Here is a 15,350-nt window from a genome sequence, read left to right on the forward strand (position 1 = left end):
TATCGCGCGGCGCTCTTGTCGGAGCGCCGCGTTTTTTATATCGAAAGGTGGCACCATGCAGGCATCGCAGCGTCTCGACCGCTTTGGCGCGGAGGTCTTCGCCTCGCTCAACAACAAGCTTCTCGCGCTGAAGGCTCAGGGCAAGACCATTTACAACATGAGCGTGGGCACGCCCGATTTTAAGCCGTACGACCATGTGGTCGAGGCGCTCACGCAGGCAGCCCAAGATCCCGAGATGTGGAAGTATGCCCTGCGCGACCTGCCCGAACTCAAGCAAGCCGTGTGCGATTACTATGAGCGCCGCTTTGGCGTTTCGGGCATTACGCCGTCTATGGTGCAGTCGTGCAACGGCACGCAGGAGGGCGTGGGCCATTTGGGCCTGGCCCTGCTCGATCCGGGTGACACCATTCTGGTTCCCGATCCGTGCTACCCGGTCTTTGAGGCGGGTGCCAAGATCGCCGATGCCAAGCTCGAATACTATCCGCTGGTTGCCGAGCACAATTACCTGCCCTATGTGGCGGGTATCGATCCCGAGGTTGCCGATCGTGCCAAGTACATGATCGTGTCGCTGCCCGCGAACCCGGTCGGCTCGGTGGGCACGCCCGAGGTCTACGAGGAGATTATCGCCTTTGCCCGCGAGCATGATCTGTTGATCGTCCATGATAACGCGTACTCCGACATCGTGTTTGACGGCGAGCCCGGCGGCAGCTTCTTGCAGTATCCCGGCGCGCTCGAGGTGGGCGTTGAGTTCTTCTCGCTCTCCAAGTCGTTTAACGTCACCGGTGCCCGCATCGGCTTTTTGGTCGGTCGCGAGGATGTGGTCTCTGCCTTTGCCAAGCTGCGCGGCCAGATCGACTTTGGTATGTTCTTCCCGATTCAGAAGGCCGCCATCGCTTGCCTGAACGGTCCGCGCGATGAGGTCGAGGCGCAGCGTCTGAAGTACCAGGAACGCCGCGATGCCCTGTGCGACGGTCTTGAGGGCCTGGGCTGGGAGCGTCCCAACGCGCATGGCTCTATGTTTGTGTGGGCCAAGCTTCCCGGTGGTCGCACCGATTCCATGGCGTTTTGCGAGGAGCTCATGGAGAAGGCCGGCGTTGTGGTGACGCCGGGCGCGAGCTTTGGCCCTTCGGGCGAGGGGCACGTGCGCATGGCGCTGGTCCTGCCGCCCGATCAGATCGCTTTGGCTGTCGAGGCCATTCGCGAGGCGGGCCTGTATTAGAAACCTATTTCGACTCGTCAATAGCTCGAAACCGATTTCGTGCAGTTATTTTACGAATACTGCAAACAATTTCGGTAAACGGTCGATTTTTGGCTGCGAATAGGAGCATAATCAAAGTCCCGATTGGATGTATTGGGATTACGGCAAGCCGCTCGGGTCGTTCCCGGGCGGCTTGTTTGTGGAGAGAGATGGGAGTTTCTAATGGTTAACGAGAAGAAGGTCGCTATTGTCGGCTGCGGCTTCGTCGGTTCGTCTTCGGCGTTCGCTCTGATGCAGAGCGGTCTGTTCTCCGAGATGGTCCTCATCGACGTGGACAAGAACCGCGCCGAGGGTGAGGCTCTGGATATCGCGCACGGCATGACGTTTGCCGAGCCGATGAAGATCTACGCCGGCGATTATTCCGATGTCGCCGACGCCGCCATGATCGTCGTCACCGCTGGCGCTGCCCAGAAGCCCGGTGAGACCCGCCTGGACCTGGTCAACAAGAACGTAAACATCTTTAAGTCCATTATCCCCGAGATTAAGAAGTCCGGCTTCGACGGCATTCTGCTAATCGTCTCCAACCCGGTCGATGTTCTGACCTACGCTGCCATCAAGATGTCCGGCCTGCCCGAGGGCCACGTCATCGGTTCCGGCACCGTGCTCGACACTGGCCGTCTGCAGCAGATGCTTGGTGCCCACGTCGAGGTTGACCCGCGCGATGTCCAGGCCTATGTCATGGGCGAGCACGGCGACTCCGAGTTTGTCGCTTGGTCCAGCGCTCAGGTTGCTGGCGTTCCGCTGAACACCTTCTGCGAGCTTCACGGTCATCTGGAGCATGAGGCTGCCGAGAAGCGTATCGCCGAGGACGTCAAGAACTCCGCCTACACCATCATCGAGAAGAAGCACGCCACCTACTATGGCGTTGCCATGGCCGTCAAGCGCATCTGCACTGCCGTCATGCGCGATGAGCAGACCGTTCTGCCTGTCTCCTCGCTCATGGTGGGCGAGTATGGCCTGTCCGATCTGGCCATCTCCATGCCGACGGTCGTTGGCCGCGATGGCGTTGTCTGCCGCGTACCCGTGCCGCTGAACGATGACGAGCAGCATGAGCTCACCGCCTCCGCCAAGGCCCTCAAGGACATCATCGACAGCGTCGACTTCTCCTGCTAAATCAAGCTCTTTTGGGCAACAGGCTACAATGAAAGGCGTCCGGGCCACACGGTCCGGGCGCCTTTTTGGTGCGAGGGGGTTAGGTTGCTTTGCACCACCCCAATGCACCATAGTTGATGGGAGGGCCATGTCGGATTCGCCTAATTTTTTGACCTATGCCCAGACGGCGTTTGATCCGTTTGAGGAATGGCCGTTCTGCGCGGTGGATAGCCTGGTCTTTGCGTGGTTGTCCTATTTGCGTTTGCCGGGTGATATGGCGGAGCTGACGAACTGGCAGGGCCTAGACGTACGCGAGCTGCTGCGCGCCGAGTGCTACCAAGACATGATTGGCGACCTGTGGGATCCGGAGGGGAGCCGTGCCCTGTTGGAGGCTGTGGCAGCAAGCCCTCGCTACCGTGGCGTTCGTGTTTGCGGCTATCGTAGCGTGAGTGATGCCGAGACAACGGAGCAGTTTGCAGCCATGGCGTTCCGGTTTCCGGCGGGGTTTAGCTACCTTTCCTTCCGAGGGACCGACAGCACGATTGTGGGCTGGAAAGAGGACTTTAACATGGCGTTCCGGTGTCCTGTGCCGGCCCAGGAATCCGCGGCGCGTTATGTGGACGAGGCGGCGGATGCGATTGACGGGCCGCTTTTGTGCGGAGGTCATTCCAAGGGTGGAAACCTTGCGGTGTACGGTGCGGCGATGTGCTCCGATGTCGCTCGTGAGCGAATCGAACGGGCGTATTCCCATGATGGTCCGGGCTTCGTCGAGGAGTTTCTGAACGGCAACGCCTTTGCCGATTTTTCCGGTAGAATCGACAAGACGCTACCTCGGTCGTCGATTTTTGGCATGATGTTCGAGACACAGGAGGACTATGCCATCGTCGAGAGCACTGAGTTCAGCCTGCTGCAGCACAATCCCTTTAGCTGGGTGGTTGATGGTCGCGACTTCGTGTACTGTGAGCGCCTGTCCGCCGGTGCTCGATACGTTGATGGCTCCATTCGCGAGATGCTGCTTGCGGTGTCGCCTAGCGAGCGCGAGCGTTTTGTAGATGCGTTGTTCTCCGTGTTTGAGGCTACGGGTGCTGAGCGGTTTGCGGATATCGCTGGGAATCTGCGCGAGAGCCTGCCCGTGATGCTCCAGGCTGCGCAAGGCTTTGACAAGGATACGCGACGCTTTGTCTCGCAGACTATCGTTGCGATTCTTAAGTGTGCGCTTCTGCCCAAACGTCCCCAGATCGACATGCCCGCTGCCGGCAAGAGCTTGGCAGAACAGCTCGAGGCTTGGCAGTCCGAGCTCCTGCGCTAACCATTGGTGCAAAGCAACCTGTCCCCGATGCACCAATCTTCGATGCGCCTGGGGCGGGCTCGACAGCTATACTGGTTCGTGCTCAATTCGATCTAGAACGGAATGCCGTATATGAAAATCAATCACGCGATTCTGCATATCCTGGACTTTGACTCTGCCGTCAACGTTATGAGCCAGCGCGAGCTCGATATCGAGAGCCGTACCGTGCGCAATTTCGTAACCACGCATCTGCGCCGCGCACGAACCTCGGCCGACAATAAACGCGCCACGTTTGCCGAGAACTCTGCGTTTGGCGGCGAGCTCAAGGGCTATTTCTTTGGCGAGCGCGAGTTTGTGGACCTGTCGCAGCAGATTGCGGAGTTTATCTCCTCCGAGCTCACCAAAGCCGAGAAAGCCGAGTCCACCGACGTGCTGGTGGCCGATTTTGACGACGATGAGGATGCCCGCTGGTTTGCCGTGATGCTGCTGGGCTCTAAACAGGCTTTTATGCACGAAGTGGGCCGCGAGGAGGGGGAGGTGCGCAACGACATCGCGCGCCATTACGCCATTTTGCCAAATCCCTCGCAGAAGGTGCCGAGCTATGCCATCGTGCGCGCGAGCACCATGGAGATTGGCTATGTGGACAAGAAACGCAAGATTGCCGGTGAGGACCGTATGCTTATCCCCGATGGCCTGCTGCAGTGCGACACGGGCGTGTCGGGCAAGGAAGTCATCGATACCGTGACGCGTGTGGTCGAGGAAGTCGCCGAGGAGCACGGCGCCAACACGGCCGTGGCGCTCGCCAAGGTTAAGGCCGCTGTGGCCGAGAAGGTCGAGGATGACGAGGAGCTGCCGCCTTGGGATATCGTCGACGAGGTCTTTGAGGACGAACCGGTTATCAAGGAGAGCGTGCGCGCGGCACTGACTGAGGAGAAGGTGCCTGAGCTTGTGCCCGTGGAGCGCAAGCAGGTCGAACGCGCGGCGGTGCGCAATCATAAGATCCGTACCGATACGGGTATCGAGATCAGCTTCCCGGCCGAGATGGGTTCGAACTCCGAGTACATCGAGTTTGTCAACGAGCCCAACGGCCTCATCTCCATCGAGCTCAAGAATATCGGCAGCATCGAGAATCGATAGGGCTTTTTTCTTTCGAATAAAAGTCTGGATTATATTTTGAAGTATACTTTGAAATATAATCCAGATTATATTTTGGAGGTCAAAATGTCCCCACTTGTTCTGGAAAAACCGGTGTTTACAAAGGACCAGGTTGTTTCGGCTACCGAAGCAAGCAAGTCTTTATCTGCCATTCGTAAACGCGCAAAACGCGCACCACAGTTCATTGCCGATCATAACGATATCGATACCGTGATTATCGACTATGCCGCCTATGAGGAAATGTACGGCGCGCTGCAGTATCTGCGTGAACTTGAGATAAATCGCATCGCTGCGGATCGAGTCAAGCATGGTCCGCATGAATTTGTTCCGTTTGAGGACGCCCTAACTACCGAGGAGCTCGCGGAGTTTGAATCGATGGATCCGGACGCGATCCCCGATGAGGATCTTTTCGAATGAGTGGGCATTTTGTCGTCGGCTTTTTGAATCGAGACGTCGAGAAGGAATATCAAAAACTAGATGGATCTCAGCGAAGACTCGTCCGTATTGCAGTCGCGAAATTAAAGACGCGCGCTGATGAAATTGGAACGCCGCTTCACGGTGAGCTTGCCGGCTGCAAAAAGATCAAATGGCGGAATGCAGGACTCCGAATGGTTTTTCGAATCCGGGAGGACGGAACGGTTGAGATTGCCGAGATCGTGGCAATAGGGCGGCGCGACCGTTCCGAGGTCTATAAGACGGCCGCAGGGCGCCTGTCAAAGCGACCCGCCATGGTTGAATACGACGGAACCCTGAGATGATGAAGGCCGAAGCCCCGATGGTGCTTCGGCCTTTTTTGTTTTCGGCTTGGTTGCTGACATTGCGCCGGAGGTTGAGCATACGTCAGCGAAAACGCCCCTAAGCGAGCAAGGTGACGTGAAAGAGGAGGGAAGCGTATTTTGTACGCGACCGACGATTGAGCGCCAGATTGCCGCTTAGGGGCGTTTGCAGCGTCGAGCTGTTGCGCGGTTTGGCAAAACCGCGCAACTCTACAGCTGGCGCAGACCTTCCTCGAGGCCGGTCTTGCTGTCGGTCTTCTCGTCGCGCATCTTGATGACGCGGGCGGGGACACCGGCCACGACGGCACCGGCGGGGACGTCCTCGACGCACACGGCGCCGGCGGCAACAACAGCGCCCCTGCCCACGCGCACGCCCTCCAGGACCACGGCGTTGGCGCCAATCATAACGTCGTCCTCGATGATGACGGGCGTGGCGCTGGCGGGCTCCACGACGCCTGCCAGCACGGTGCCGGCGCCGATGTGGCAGTTCTTGCCCACGGTGGCGCGGCCGCCCAGCACGGCGCCCATATCGATCATGGAACCCTCACCAATGACGGAGCCGATGTTGATGATGGCACCCATCATGATGACGGCGCGATCGCCGATCTCGACGCGGTCACGGATGATTGCGCCCGGCTCGATGCGGGCGTTGATGCCCTTAAGGTCGAGCATGGGCACGGCAGAGTTGCGGCAGTCATTCTCGACATCGTAGTAGTCGATGGAGTCGGCATTGGCATCGAGGATGGCCTTGAGCTCATCCCAGTCGCCAAAGACGGTCTTGCCGCGACGGCCGCCGTAGACATGTGCGTCGCCCCAGGCAACCTTCATGCCGGGCTTCTCGCGCACGTACAGCTTGACAGGTGTCTTTTTGGGCGCGGTGGCGATGTAGTTGATAATCTCCTGGGCATCCATCTCGGCTGCGTTACTCATATGCTGTTTCTCCTTTTCGTGGATACGGTTGATACCTGGTTAGGCAAACATGACCTGGTCGAAGGTGTAGAAGCCGGGGTCGCGGGTGACGAGCTTCTGAGCGGCGGCCAGGGCGCCGTTGACGAAGATCTGACGGCTCGTGGCGCGGTGGGTGAGCGTGACCTCCTCGTCCTGGCCAAAGAAACTCACTTCGTGGACGCCGGCGACAGTGCCACCGCGCAGCGAGTGCATGCCGATCTCCTTGGGATCGCGTGCTCCGCACATGCCCTCGCGGCCATAGACGGGGTGGTAGCCTGCCTCGGGCTCGGCTTCGACGACGGCGTCGAGCAACAACTTGGCAGTGCCGCTGGGGGCGTCGACCTTTTGGTTATGGTGCGTCTCGACGATTTCGCAGTCAAAGCCGGGCAGCTCGCGTGTAGCCTGCGCTACCAGATGGCGCAGGGCTGCGATACCGATGGAGTAATTGCCCGAGTGCATAACGCGGGTGTTCTGGCCCAGCTCACGCAGGCGGTCCATCTGCTCGGGGGTGTAGCCTGTGGTGCCTGAGACCAACGCCGCGCCCGTGCGCTCGACATAGGCGACGACGGCGTCGAAGGTCGCGACGTTCGAGAAGTCGATAATCACATCGGCAGCCGGTGCGTTCTCGAGCTCGCTCAAATCGAAGCCAATCTGGGCCACGAAATCAAAAACGGGCTGCCCGGCGGCATCGACAATGCTTTCGGCGGTGGTGCGGATGAGCGAGCCCATGCGGCCCGTTCCCATAATGACGGTCTTAATCAAGCAGACCAGCTCCCTTCAGAGCATCGGTAAGTGCGGATCGCGTGTCGTCTGCCATAGGGCACAGCGGCATACGGTAGTTTGCCTCGATCATGCCCATCTGGGCGAGCGCTTCCTTAACGGGGATGGGGTTGACCTCGCTAAAGAGGGCATTGATGAGCGGCTGACCGGCAATCTGGATATCGCGGGCGCGCTCCACGTCGCCGTCCAGATAGGCGCGGCACATGTCGTGCACGAGCTGCGGCTGAACATCGGCCCACACGCTGATGGTGCCCGAGGCGCCCAGGCTCATGAGCGGCACGGTAAGCGCGTCCTCGCCCGAGTACATGCGGAAGTCATCGGATAGCAGGTGGGCGATCTTGGCCGCGTAGGCGACGTTGCCCGAGGCCTCCTTGATGCCCATGATGTTGGGGTGCGCGGCCAAGCGCTCTACGTTGCGCTCGCTGATGCCGCAGCCACAGCGGCCAGGGATGTTGTACAGAATGCAGGGGATGTCCACGGCGTCGGCGACGGTCTTAAAGTGCTGATAGATACCCTCTTCGTTAGACTTGTTGTAGTAGGGGGTAATGAGCAGCAGACCATCGGCGCCCAAGCCCTGGTAGGTGAGCGACTTGGTGAGCATGGTCTGCGTGGAGTTGGAGCCCGAGCCGGCGATGACGGGGACGCGTCCTGCAACATGCTTGACCACGGCGGCGACGACGGAGTTGTCCTCGTCATCGGTCATCGTGGCACTCTCGCCGGTGGTGCCCAGGGTGAGGATGGCGTCGGTGCCGTTTTGCAGGTGGAAATCGATAAGGCGCTCGAGCGCGTCAAAGTCGACGCTGCCGTCTTTTTTAAACGGCGTAACCAGGGCGACGATTGAGCCCTCGAGATTGCGGATGTCCATGTTCTTCTCCTTCGCCTCCGCGATCTGGATGCGTTTGTTCCATTGAGCTGCGACTGCTAGGCGCTCGTCTTGGGCGCGACGGCGGGCACTTTCGGCGCGCGACTTGGCCAGCAGCTCTCGGCCGCACGGCAGCACGTCGAGCGTGGCAAAGTAATCGCCCGGGCGCTCGGCGCGGCGGATAAGGCCGGCCGAGCCGTCGGGGCGCAGCAGCACCTCGGCGGAGCGCAGGCGGCCGTTGTAGTTGTAGCCCATGGAGTAGCCATGCGCACCGGTATCATGGATTACAAGCAGGTCACCCATGTCGATATGCGGCAGCTCGCGATCGATAGCGAACTTGTCGTTGTTCTCGCACAGATTGCCCGTGATGTCATAGGTGTTCGTGACGGGCGCTGTGGCCTTGTCGGCGCCGCCCGGCTGACCCATCACCGTGATGTGGTGGTAAGCGCCATACATGGCGGGACGAATGAGGTCGACGGCACTGGCGTCTACGCCGATATAGTCCTTGTAGATCTGCTTCTCGTGGATAGCCTTGGTGACCAGGCAGCCGTAGGGACCCATCATAAAGCGGCCCATCTCAGTGCAGATGGCCACATCGCCCATGCCGGCGGGAACCAGGATCTCGTCGTATGCCGCGTGTACTCCCTCGCCGATGGCGCGAATGTCGTTGGCCTGCTGCTCGGGCAGGTAGGGGATGCCGACGCCGCCGGACAGATTGATGAAGGCGACGTGTGCGCCGGTCTCGCGCTCCAGGCGTACGGCAAGCTCAAAGAGGATGCGCGCGAGCTTGGGGTAGTAGTCGTTGGTGACGGTGTTGCTGGCAAGGAATGCGTGGATGCCAAAGTCCTCGGCGCCCTTGGCCTTGAGCATGCGGAAGGCCTCGAAGAGTTGCTCGGTGGTCATGCCATATTTGGAGTCGCCCGGGTTGTCCATGATGCCGTTGGAGAGCTGGAACAGGCCGCCTGGATTAAAGCGGCAGCTGACCGTCTTGGGGATGGGCCCCGCAACGCGCTCAAAGAACCCGATGTGGCTGATGTCGTCAAAGTTGACGATGGCACCCAGCTTGTCGGCGAGCTCAAAGTCGGCAGCCGGTGTGTCGTTGGACGAGAACATGATGTCGTGTCCCGTGATACCCAGTGAGCGGGCGATCATGAGCTCGGTATAGCTCGAGCAATCGCAGCCGCAGCCGTATTCGTTGAGAATGGAGATGAGCGCCGGGTTGGGGTTGGCCTTGACGGCAAAGTATTCCTTAAAGCCCGGGTTCCATGCAAAGGCGTCGCGCACTTCTTGCATGTTGCGGCGGATGCCCGCCTCGTCGTATAGATGAAACGGCGTGGGGAACTGCTCGACGATATGCTCGAGTGTCTCCTTGTCCACAAACGGCTGCTTGGCCGCATATGCCTCGTTGGGGGTCAATGCCATGTCCCGTAAACCTCGCTATCCAGACGGCGCCATCTGCGCATCGAATCCGCATAGCGTGGACCCAATGTCCGGATAGCGCTCCCGCATTGCTGCAGACAGTCCTGTGGGTGTTTCCCACAGGCCCACCAGGTTGTTCGTGCCCGAAAAGCCCAGTTCGGCGGGTTTCGCCTCTCCACGGGGTCAAAGCCTGCCGGCTCGCCCGCGGTTCTTCGTGCCCGCGCCTCTATCAAGTGGTAACGACCCTACCACGTTGCACTTTACCAAACAAGAGTATTCGTATATAACGTTTAAAAAATGCAGGGATATGCTGGAAACATGTGCGCCACAATCCTGTATCACAATAAGTTGCAACAGATGTGCCTCACGAAGGGATCCTCTATGACCGAGCTCCAAGAACTCCGTCGCTATCGCCGCGATCTCCATCGCATTCCGGAGCTCGATTTCGATCTTCCGCAAACCATTGCCTATATCGAGGGCGTGCTGGCACCGCTCACCTGCGAAGTGACCCATCCGTGCCCCAGCTGCGTCTGCGCTTTCTTCGACGCCGGCGTTGATGCCGCGCATGCCACGGCGATTCGCGCCGATATGGATGCGCTGCCCATCGCGGAAGCGACGGGAGCGGCCTTTGCCTCAACCCATCCCGGCAAGATGCACGCTTGCGGACATGACGGACACATGGCCATGGCGCTTGCCGCCGCGACGTATGTCGACCGTACGATTCGCGAGCATCCGGGCGCCATTAGGCGCAATGTTCTCTTTGTGTTCCAGCCGGCCGAGGAAACGACCGGTGGTGCCAAGACGGTATGCGAGAGCGGTGTGTTCGAGCGCTATGGGGCCGACCGCATTTTTGGCTTCCATGTGTGGCCCGATCTGCCCGCCGGCACGTTAGCGAGCTGCCCCGGTCCGCTGCTAGCGCGTTCGAGCGAGACGCATGTGCACATTCACGGGGCGAGCATCCATATCGCCAAGACCTACGGCGTTCCCGTTAGCGAATCGCACGATGCGGCATTGGCGGCTGCCAAGTTCTTGGTTTCCGAGCGCGAACTCATGGACGAGCTGGGCACCGACGAGCCCTGTATCGGTAAGTTTGGTCTGCTGCAGGCCGGTACGGTTTGCAACGCGGTGGCGGGGGAGGCCCATGTGGCCGGCAGCCTGCGTGTGTTTACGGACGACATGTTCGACCGGGCGCGCGAAGGCGTGCGCCGCGTGCTGGACGATGCCTGTGCCGCAACGGGCTGCACGTACGATCTCGACTTTGCCGAGGGTTATCCACCGGTCGATAACGACCCCGAGTTGTTTGCCAACATCACGCCTGCCTTGCCCGGGCTGCAGCTTGTAGAGGAGCCGCTGTTAATTGCCGAGGACTTTGCTTCCTATCAGCGCCATCTGCCGGGCGTGTTCTTCTTGCTGGGCACGGGTATGCCAGAGGACCAAGACAACCCGAGTGATTCGGATGGCTGCCCCGCCTATGCCACGAGCGCTCTGCATACCGATACCATGCTCTTCGACGAGGAAATCCTTCTCAAAGGCCTCGATGTCTACAAACGATTGCTTGTGATGGAGTGACGATGAGGCGACGCCGACAGTCTTCCGTATATAGTCCGGGTGGATGCGGGTGCGGTTTGCTGCTGCTTCCGGTCATCGCTGTGAGCATTGGCGTGATGTTTGCGCTTGCTGGGCTTGCCGCGGCGGCGCTCGTGCTGTTTATCACTGCCATCGGCGTGACGATTTGGCTCTGCCGCAATCGCGAGCAACGCCGTGCCGACGGTAAAACCAATGTCGGCTGGGTCGTCTTCCTGATCATTGCGTACCCGCTGAGTGTCAGCTACCTGGTGTTCTTTGCCCTGTTGATGATCAGTGCCTTTACCGGGAAATCCGTCACGGTGGGTTGATGCGCTGCCAGCAGACGGTCGCGCAAAGTGCGTTTGCTCGGCGTTTGGATAACTGCATTGGTCGTTTACCGCAACCTTAGCTCTCAGCTAATGAATTCAAGTTTAATCCTTTCTACGATGTGCTGTGTGCCGGCGCGGTAGCCGGATCGTAGGAAGGATGCATAATGGAAAAGCTCGAAAACGAAGTGCTGCTGAGCCGTCGCGCTGCACTGGGCGCATTCGCCACCGTCGCCTTGGGGACTGCCGGTCTTCTTGCCGGTTGTGGTAGCGATAAGGCGACCGTCACCGAGGACGCTGGCGATGGCGACAAGAAGGAAGAGGCGAAGAGGGAAGAGCAGTCTACGACTGACCTGGCGGTTGGTGCGACGGTGACCACGGCTGCCGGTCTTTCCGTCGTTGTCGATTCCGTCCAGCCCGGCCTCACAAATTATGACGGTTCGACCATGACGGGCATTCACGTCACGTACGTCAACAATGGCGATGAGGGCGCAGATTACAATATCTACGACTGGAAGGGCGAGGACGCCAACGGCGCTCAACAGAATCAGGGTTACTACAGCGAGGGCTCCGATGAGCTGCAGTCTGGTACCCTTTCCGCCGGTGGCTCCGTGGCGGGCAATATCTACTTTGATGGCGATATCAAGAAGGCACTGTATTTTGCCAACATGTTTGATAAGTCTGCCACTGCAAGCTGGGTGCTGGCCTAGCATGTCGCTACCGTTGCGCCGAATGGGAGGTGAAGCCGTATGCCCGATAAAAAGCTGACCGAGGAGTTGCTCAATGAGCTTCTCGATGCGCCGAACATCGATGGCTATATCAGGGAGCACGACTTTGCCGCCCCGTCGCTTTCGGACTACCTGAAGCAGCTGCTGCAGGAAAAGGGCTTGGAGCGCTCGCGCGTGGTTCGTATGGCCGATCTCAATGAGACCTTTGGCTATCAGATTTTTACCGGTGCGCGGCATCCGAGCCGCAATAAGGTGCTGCAGATTGCCTTTGCGATGGCGCTGACGCTCAAAGAGACTAACCGTGCGCTGACGGCTGCCGGGGTAAGCGTCCTTAACTGCAAGGACCGCCGCGATGCGATTATCATCTTTTGCATCGATCGCGGGTGCAGCCTCCAAAAGGTCAACGAGGAGCTGTATCGCTTTGGCGAGGAGACGGTGAGTTAGCGGCTGATATCTGAGCCGGCGGAGCTGCCGAACAACGATGCAAGCGAACGGGGCGCGGATGCCATGGGGTGTCTGCGCCCTGCGCTATGATGGAGGCTATGGATACTCAGACCCCAACATATTCCGATGACGAGCTGACCGCAGCGCTTGCCGAGCACCTGGCGTCGCTCGATTGCGACGACAGCTATCGCGTGGAGCGTGTACTTAAGCGCTCGACCGTTGAAACAACCGAGCTCGTGTACTTTGAAGGAACCGGCGGTGGCTCGCTCGGCCCCTTTGTCCGTAAACGCATCGATGCTTCGGCTCAAATCGGCGGGGCATACGAGCGTCTGTTTGCCGTTCAGCGGGCAGGCAGGCGTTTTGAGCACCTGCCCAGAATCGTCGATTGTCGTCGTGTGGGCGACGAGCTCAACGTGGTTATGGAATACATCGAAGGGGAGACGCTCGGGGCGCTGGTGGACCGTCTGGGAGCCACCCCCGATTATGCGCGTGAATTGTATCCTGTCCTTTGCGACGCCGTGGGCGAGCTCCATGCCGGTTTTGCAATGGCGGGGGAGACGTCGGCGCCGGTGATCCATCGTGACCTCAAGCCGTCGAATATCATCGTGACAGGTGCCAACTATACGCCTGATGACGGCCTGACGTTTTCATCGCTGGTGATTATCGACCTGGGGATCGCGCGCGTATGGCACGATGGCGCCGATGCCGACACCGTCAAGTTTGGCACGCGACCCTATGCGCCGCCCGAGCAGTATGGGTTTGGGCAGACGAGCGTGCGAAGCGACGTCTACGCACTTGGCGCCCTGTTGTTCTTCTGCTTGACGGGAGTCGACCCTAAGCCAGGGCTCGACATGCGCGAGCAATGCGAGGCGCGCGGCATTCCCACTCCACTTGCCGATGCCGTCTGCATGTCGATGGCGCTCGACCCGGCCAAGCGTTTTGCGAGTGCGGAAGCGTTGGGACGGGCGACGCGCGCGGCATACGATCTGAGTCGCCCCGTGCGGCCTCCTGCGCCGCCTGTCCGAACTCCGGCCTCGGAGACGGTGTTGACGCCCCAAGGGCTCCAGAACCCCGCAGGGCCTCCTGGCCCTGCCGCCTCCGCTGCATGCGGCCTGCTCTCTCGCGTTCCGGAGTCTCTGGGTCGCATTTGGAATACGCTCGTCTGCTTCTCGCTGCTTGTGTTCTTTGCCGGAAGTCACTTTGCCGTCTTTCACCCCACCGGAGCAAACCAAAGCTACCCGACGTGGCTTCTCATAATCGAGTATTTTTTCTTTGTCGATGGCCTTATGGTGCTTATGCATTTCGCACTGCTCGATAAGCGCCGTCTTCGTCGGCGATTCGCACTGCTCGACAGCTATCGCGGCAAGAAACTCGCGAAACTCTGGCTCAAGGCATTGGGTGTGCTGCTCCTATGCATGATTGTCATAGTCGCGGTTGCCAATGCGACCGGCGTCGTCGATACCTCCGCTACCTAAAAGAAAAGGACCCCATTGGGGCCCTTTGCAGTTGCACTTAGATGCGGTTCATCTGAGCGGCGACTTTGTTGTACCAGTCCTGCCACGTGGGCGGGCAGTACTTTTTGGCCGCTGCCGGGGTAAGGGTGGAGCCGTAGTTGGCGCCCAGATAGGCAACGTGAGCGGAGATGCCCTCGCTCCAGCTGCCAAAGCTGCGCCAACCGCCGCCACGTGCACTCCAGCCCCAGGCGTTGTAAGAATTGGCGCAATAAGCACCCTTGGTGCTCTCGATGCAGGCGATGGCGGGGGACCAACGGGGGTCGACACCGGTATTCCAAGCGGCGACGGCAAAGTTATAGCCCTGGCCTGCCATGGGGGAGCTGGCGAGATAATTGTCGATGCGGCCTGTCCACTCATTAATGAACGAATCGTAATCGGAGCTACCAGTATTGGAGCTGTTCACCGTGGTGTCGATGGTGGTGTTGGTGTTGGTGGCCTGGCTGCTGGAATTGCTGCCGCTTACGCCCTCGCCCGAGAGCTTCTCGGCGGCAGCGGCCTTATCGGCCTCAAGCTTGGCAAGCTCGGCGGCATTTTCCTGCTCGGCTTTTGCCTGTGCCTCGCTGCGGAGCTGCTGGGCCTGTGCCAGCGCATCCTCGGCGTTTTTCTGCTCTGCCTCAAGCTGAGACTTGGCCTGCTGGAGCTCAGCCTTGTTCTGCTCGAGTTCGGTTTGCATGTTATTGAGCTGTTCGATCTCGTCGACGCTCGAGCTCGTGATCTGGTTGGTGTATTTGCAGGTCGTGATGAACTCACCCAGGCTCTGTGCGTTGACCAGGAAGCTCACGATGGGATTGGTGCCCTTCTGATACTTGTACAGATCGCGCATGGCGGAGCTTGCCTTGGCCTGCTGCTCGGGAAGCTTGGCCTCGATTTCCTCGATGCTTGCCTCATTGGAGTCAATCTGCTTTTGCAGGTCATCGAGTTTGGTGCGGGCGTCGTTGTAGGCGCTCGTGGCGGCTTCGATCTTCTGCTGGGCTGCGGAAAGCTGGTCCTGCGTTGCCTGCGAGGCGGCATACGCCGCAACGGGGGAGAGCATCGGCGTGGCCGTCAGCGCAACGGCGAGCACGGCGCTCGTGATGATACGAGCCGGCTTCGACGCAATGAACACTGCGGTGCGATGATTCGAATGCTGCATCCAGTCCCTCTGCAATCAATCGTAGGTTATGGTTCGAACGGTATTCTACTACTGCTTTCGAC

Annotated in this window: 15 protein-coding genes and 1 riboswitch; of the genes, 11 read left to right on the top strand and 4 right to left on the bottom strand. The window is 59.5% G+C overall.

Going from position 1 to position 15,350, the window contains the following annotated elements:
* The first annotated feature begins 55 nt into the window (after window positions 1–55).
* The 6 genes from OIL88_05090 to OIL88_05115 all read left to right on the top strand — a co-directional run bounded on the left by OIL88_05090 (window position 56) and on the right by OIL88_05115 (window position 5,551).
* Entirely contained in the window at window positions 56–1,219 is a 1,164-nt protein-coding gene (locus OIL88_05090; protein HJI71741.1) for an aminotransferase class I/II-fold pyridoxal phosphate-dependent enzyme, read from the top strand.
* 201 nt (window positions 1,220–1,420) lie between these two features.
* The gene (locus OIL88_05095) at window positions 1,421–2,371 is read left to right on the top strand and encodes an L-lactate dehydrogenase (GenBank protein HJI71742.1); all 951 of its coding nucleotides are present in this window, start codon (window positions 1,421–1,423) and stop codon (window positions 2,369–2,371) included.
* A gap of 127 nt (window positions 2,372–2,498) precedes the next feature.
* Entirely contained in the window at window positions 2,499–3,659 is a 1,161-nt protein-coding gene (locus OIL88_05100) for a DUF2974 domain-containing protein (GenBank protein ID HJI71743.1), read from the top strand.
* Window positions 3,660–3,770: 111 nt separating this feature from the next.
* Window positions 3,771–4,775: a nucleoid-associated protein gene (locus tag OIL88_05105; protein HJI71744.1), complete on the top strand. Its 1,005-nt coding sequence runs from the start codon at window positions 3,771–3,773 to the stop codon at window positions 4,773–4,775.
* A gap of 84 nt (window positions 4,776–4,859) precedes the next feature.
* The gene (locus OIL88_05110; GenBank protein HJI71745.1) at window positions 4,860–5,210 is read left to right on the top strand and encodes a hypothetical protein; all 351 of its coding nucleotides are present in this window, start codon (window positions 4,860–4,862) and stop codon (window positions 5,208–5,210) included.
* Window positions 5,207–5,551 (top strand): hypothetical protein, encoded by a 345-nt coding sequence (locus tag OIL88_05115; protein HJI71746.1) that lies wholly within the window; start codon window positions 5,207–5,209, stop codon window positions 5,549–5,551. Before OIL88_05110 ends, OIL88_05115 begins: the two co-directional genes overlap by 4 nt.
* A 228-nt stretch (window positions 5,552–5,779) precedes the next feature.
* On the opposite strand, the gene dapD is transcribed toward OIL88_05115, so the two are convergent.
* Genes dapD through dapA form a run of 3 tightly spaced genes read right to left on the bottom strand, consistent with a single transcriptional unit; the run spans window position 5,780 to window position 9,581 of the window.
* Window positions 5,780–6,499 carry a 2,3,4,5-tetrahydropyridine-2,6-dicarboxylate N-acetyltransferase gene (gene dapD / locus OIL88_05120; protein ID HJI71747.1) on the bottom strand — a complete coding sequence of 240 codons (720 nt, stop codon included), beginning with the start codon at window positions 6,497–6,499 and terminating at the stop codon, window positions 5,780–5,782.
* Between the two features lie 39 nt (window positions 6,500–6,538).
* Window positions 6,539–7,279, bottom strand: coding sequence for a 4-hydroxy-tetrahydrodipicolinate reductase (dapB, locus tag OIL88_05125; GenBank protein ID HJI71748.1), 741 nt, complete (start codon window positions 7,277–7,279; stop codon window positions 6,539–6,541).
* On the bottom strand, window positions 7,272–9,581 hold the full coding sequence (dapA, locus tag OIL88_05130) for a 4-hydroxy-tetrahydrodipicolinate synthase (GenBank protein ID HJI71749.1): 2,310 nt from the start codon (window positions 9,579–9,581) through the stop codon (window positions 7,272–7,274). The genes dapB and dapA overlap by 8 nt, the downstream gene beginning before the upstream one ends.
* 65 nt (window positions 9,582–9,646) lie before the next feature.
* A riboswitch (Lysine riboswitch) is annotated at window positions 9,647–9,815 on the bottom strand.
* Between the two features lie 144 nt (window positions 9,816–9,959).
* Here dapA and OIL88_05135 point away from each other — a divergent pair.
* From OIL88_05135 to OIL88_05155, 5 genes are all read left to right on the top strand, one after another.
* Window positions 9,960–11,147 carry an N-acetyldiaminopimelate deacetylase gene (locus OIL88_05135; protein ID HJI71750.1) on the top strand — a complete coding sequence of 396 codons (1,188 nt, stop codon included), beginning with the start codon at window positions 9,960–9,962 and terminating at the stop codon, window positions 11,145–11,147.
* Window positions 11,148–11,203: 56 nt separating this feature from the next.
* Window positions 11,204–11,473: a hypothetical protein gene (locus OIL88_05140; GenBank protein HJI71751.1), complete on the top strand. Its 270-nt coding sequence runs from the start codon at window positions 11,204–11,206 to the stop codon at window positions 11,471–11,473.
* A gap of 164 nt (window positions 11,474–11,637) precedes the next feature.
* A complete protein-coding gene (locus OIL88_05145) occupies window positions 11,638–12,180 on the top strand; it encodes a DUF4352 domain-containing protein (protein ID HJI71752.1) in 543 nt (180 codons plus the stop codon).
* Between the two features lie 39 nt (window positions 12,181–12,219).
* Window positions 12,220–12,642 carry an XRE family transcriptional regulator gene (locus OIL88_05150; protein ID HJI71753.1) on the top strand — a complete coding sequence of 141 codons (423 nt, stop codon included), beginning with the start codon at window positions 12,220–12,222 and terminating at the stop codon, window positions 12,640–12,642.
* 98 nt (window positions 12,643–12,740) lie between these two features.
* Window positions 12,741–14,117, top strand: a complete 1,377-nt coding sequence (locus OIL88_05155) for a protein kinase (protein ID HJI71754.1) — start codon at window positions 12,741–12,743, stop codon at window positions 14,115–14,117.
* Window positions 14,118–14,154: 37 nt separating this feature from the next.
* Here OIL88_05155 and OIL88_05160 read toward each other — a convergent pair whose 3' ends face one another.
* Window positions 14,155–15,288: a hypothetical protein gene (locus OIL88_05160; protein ID HJI71755.1), complete on the bottom strand. Its 1,134-nt coding sequence runs from the start codon at window positions 15,286–15,288 to the stop codon at window positions 14,155–14,157.
* Between the last annotated feature and the right edge of the window lie 62 nt (window positions 15,289–15,350).

The organism is Coriobacteriaceae bacterium (genome assembly GCA_025992855.1).
Taxonomy (GTDB): domain Bacteria; phylum Actinomycetota; class Coriobacteriia; order Coriobacteriales; family Coriobacteriaceae; genus Collinsella.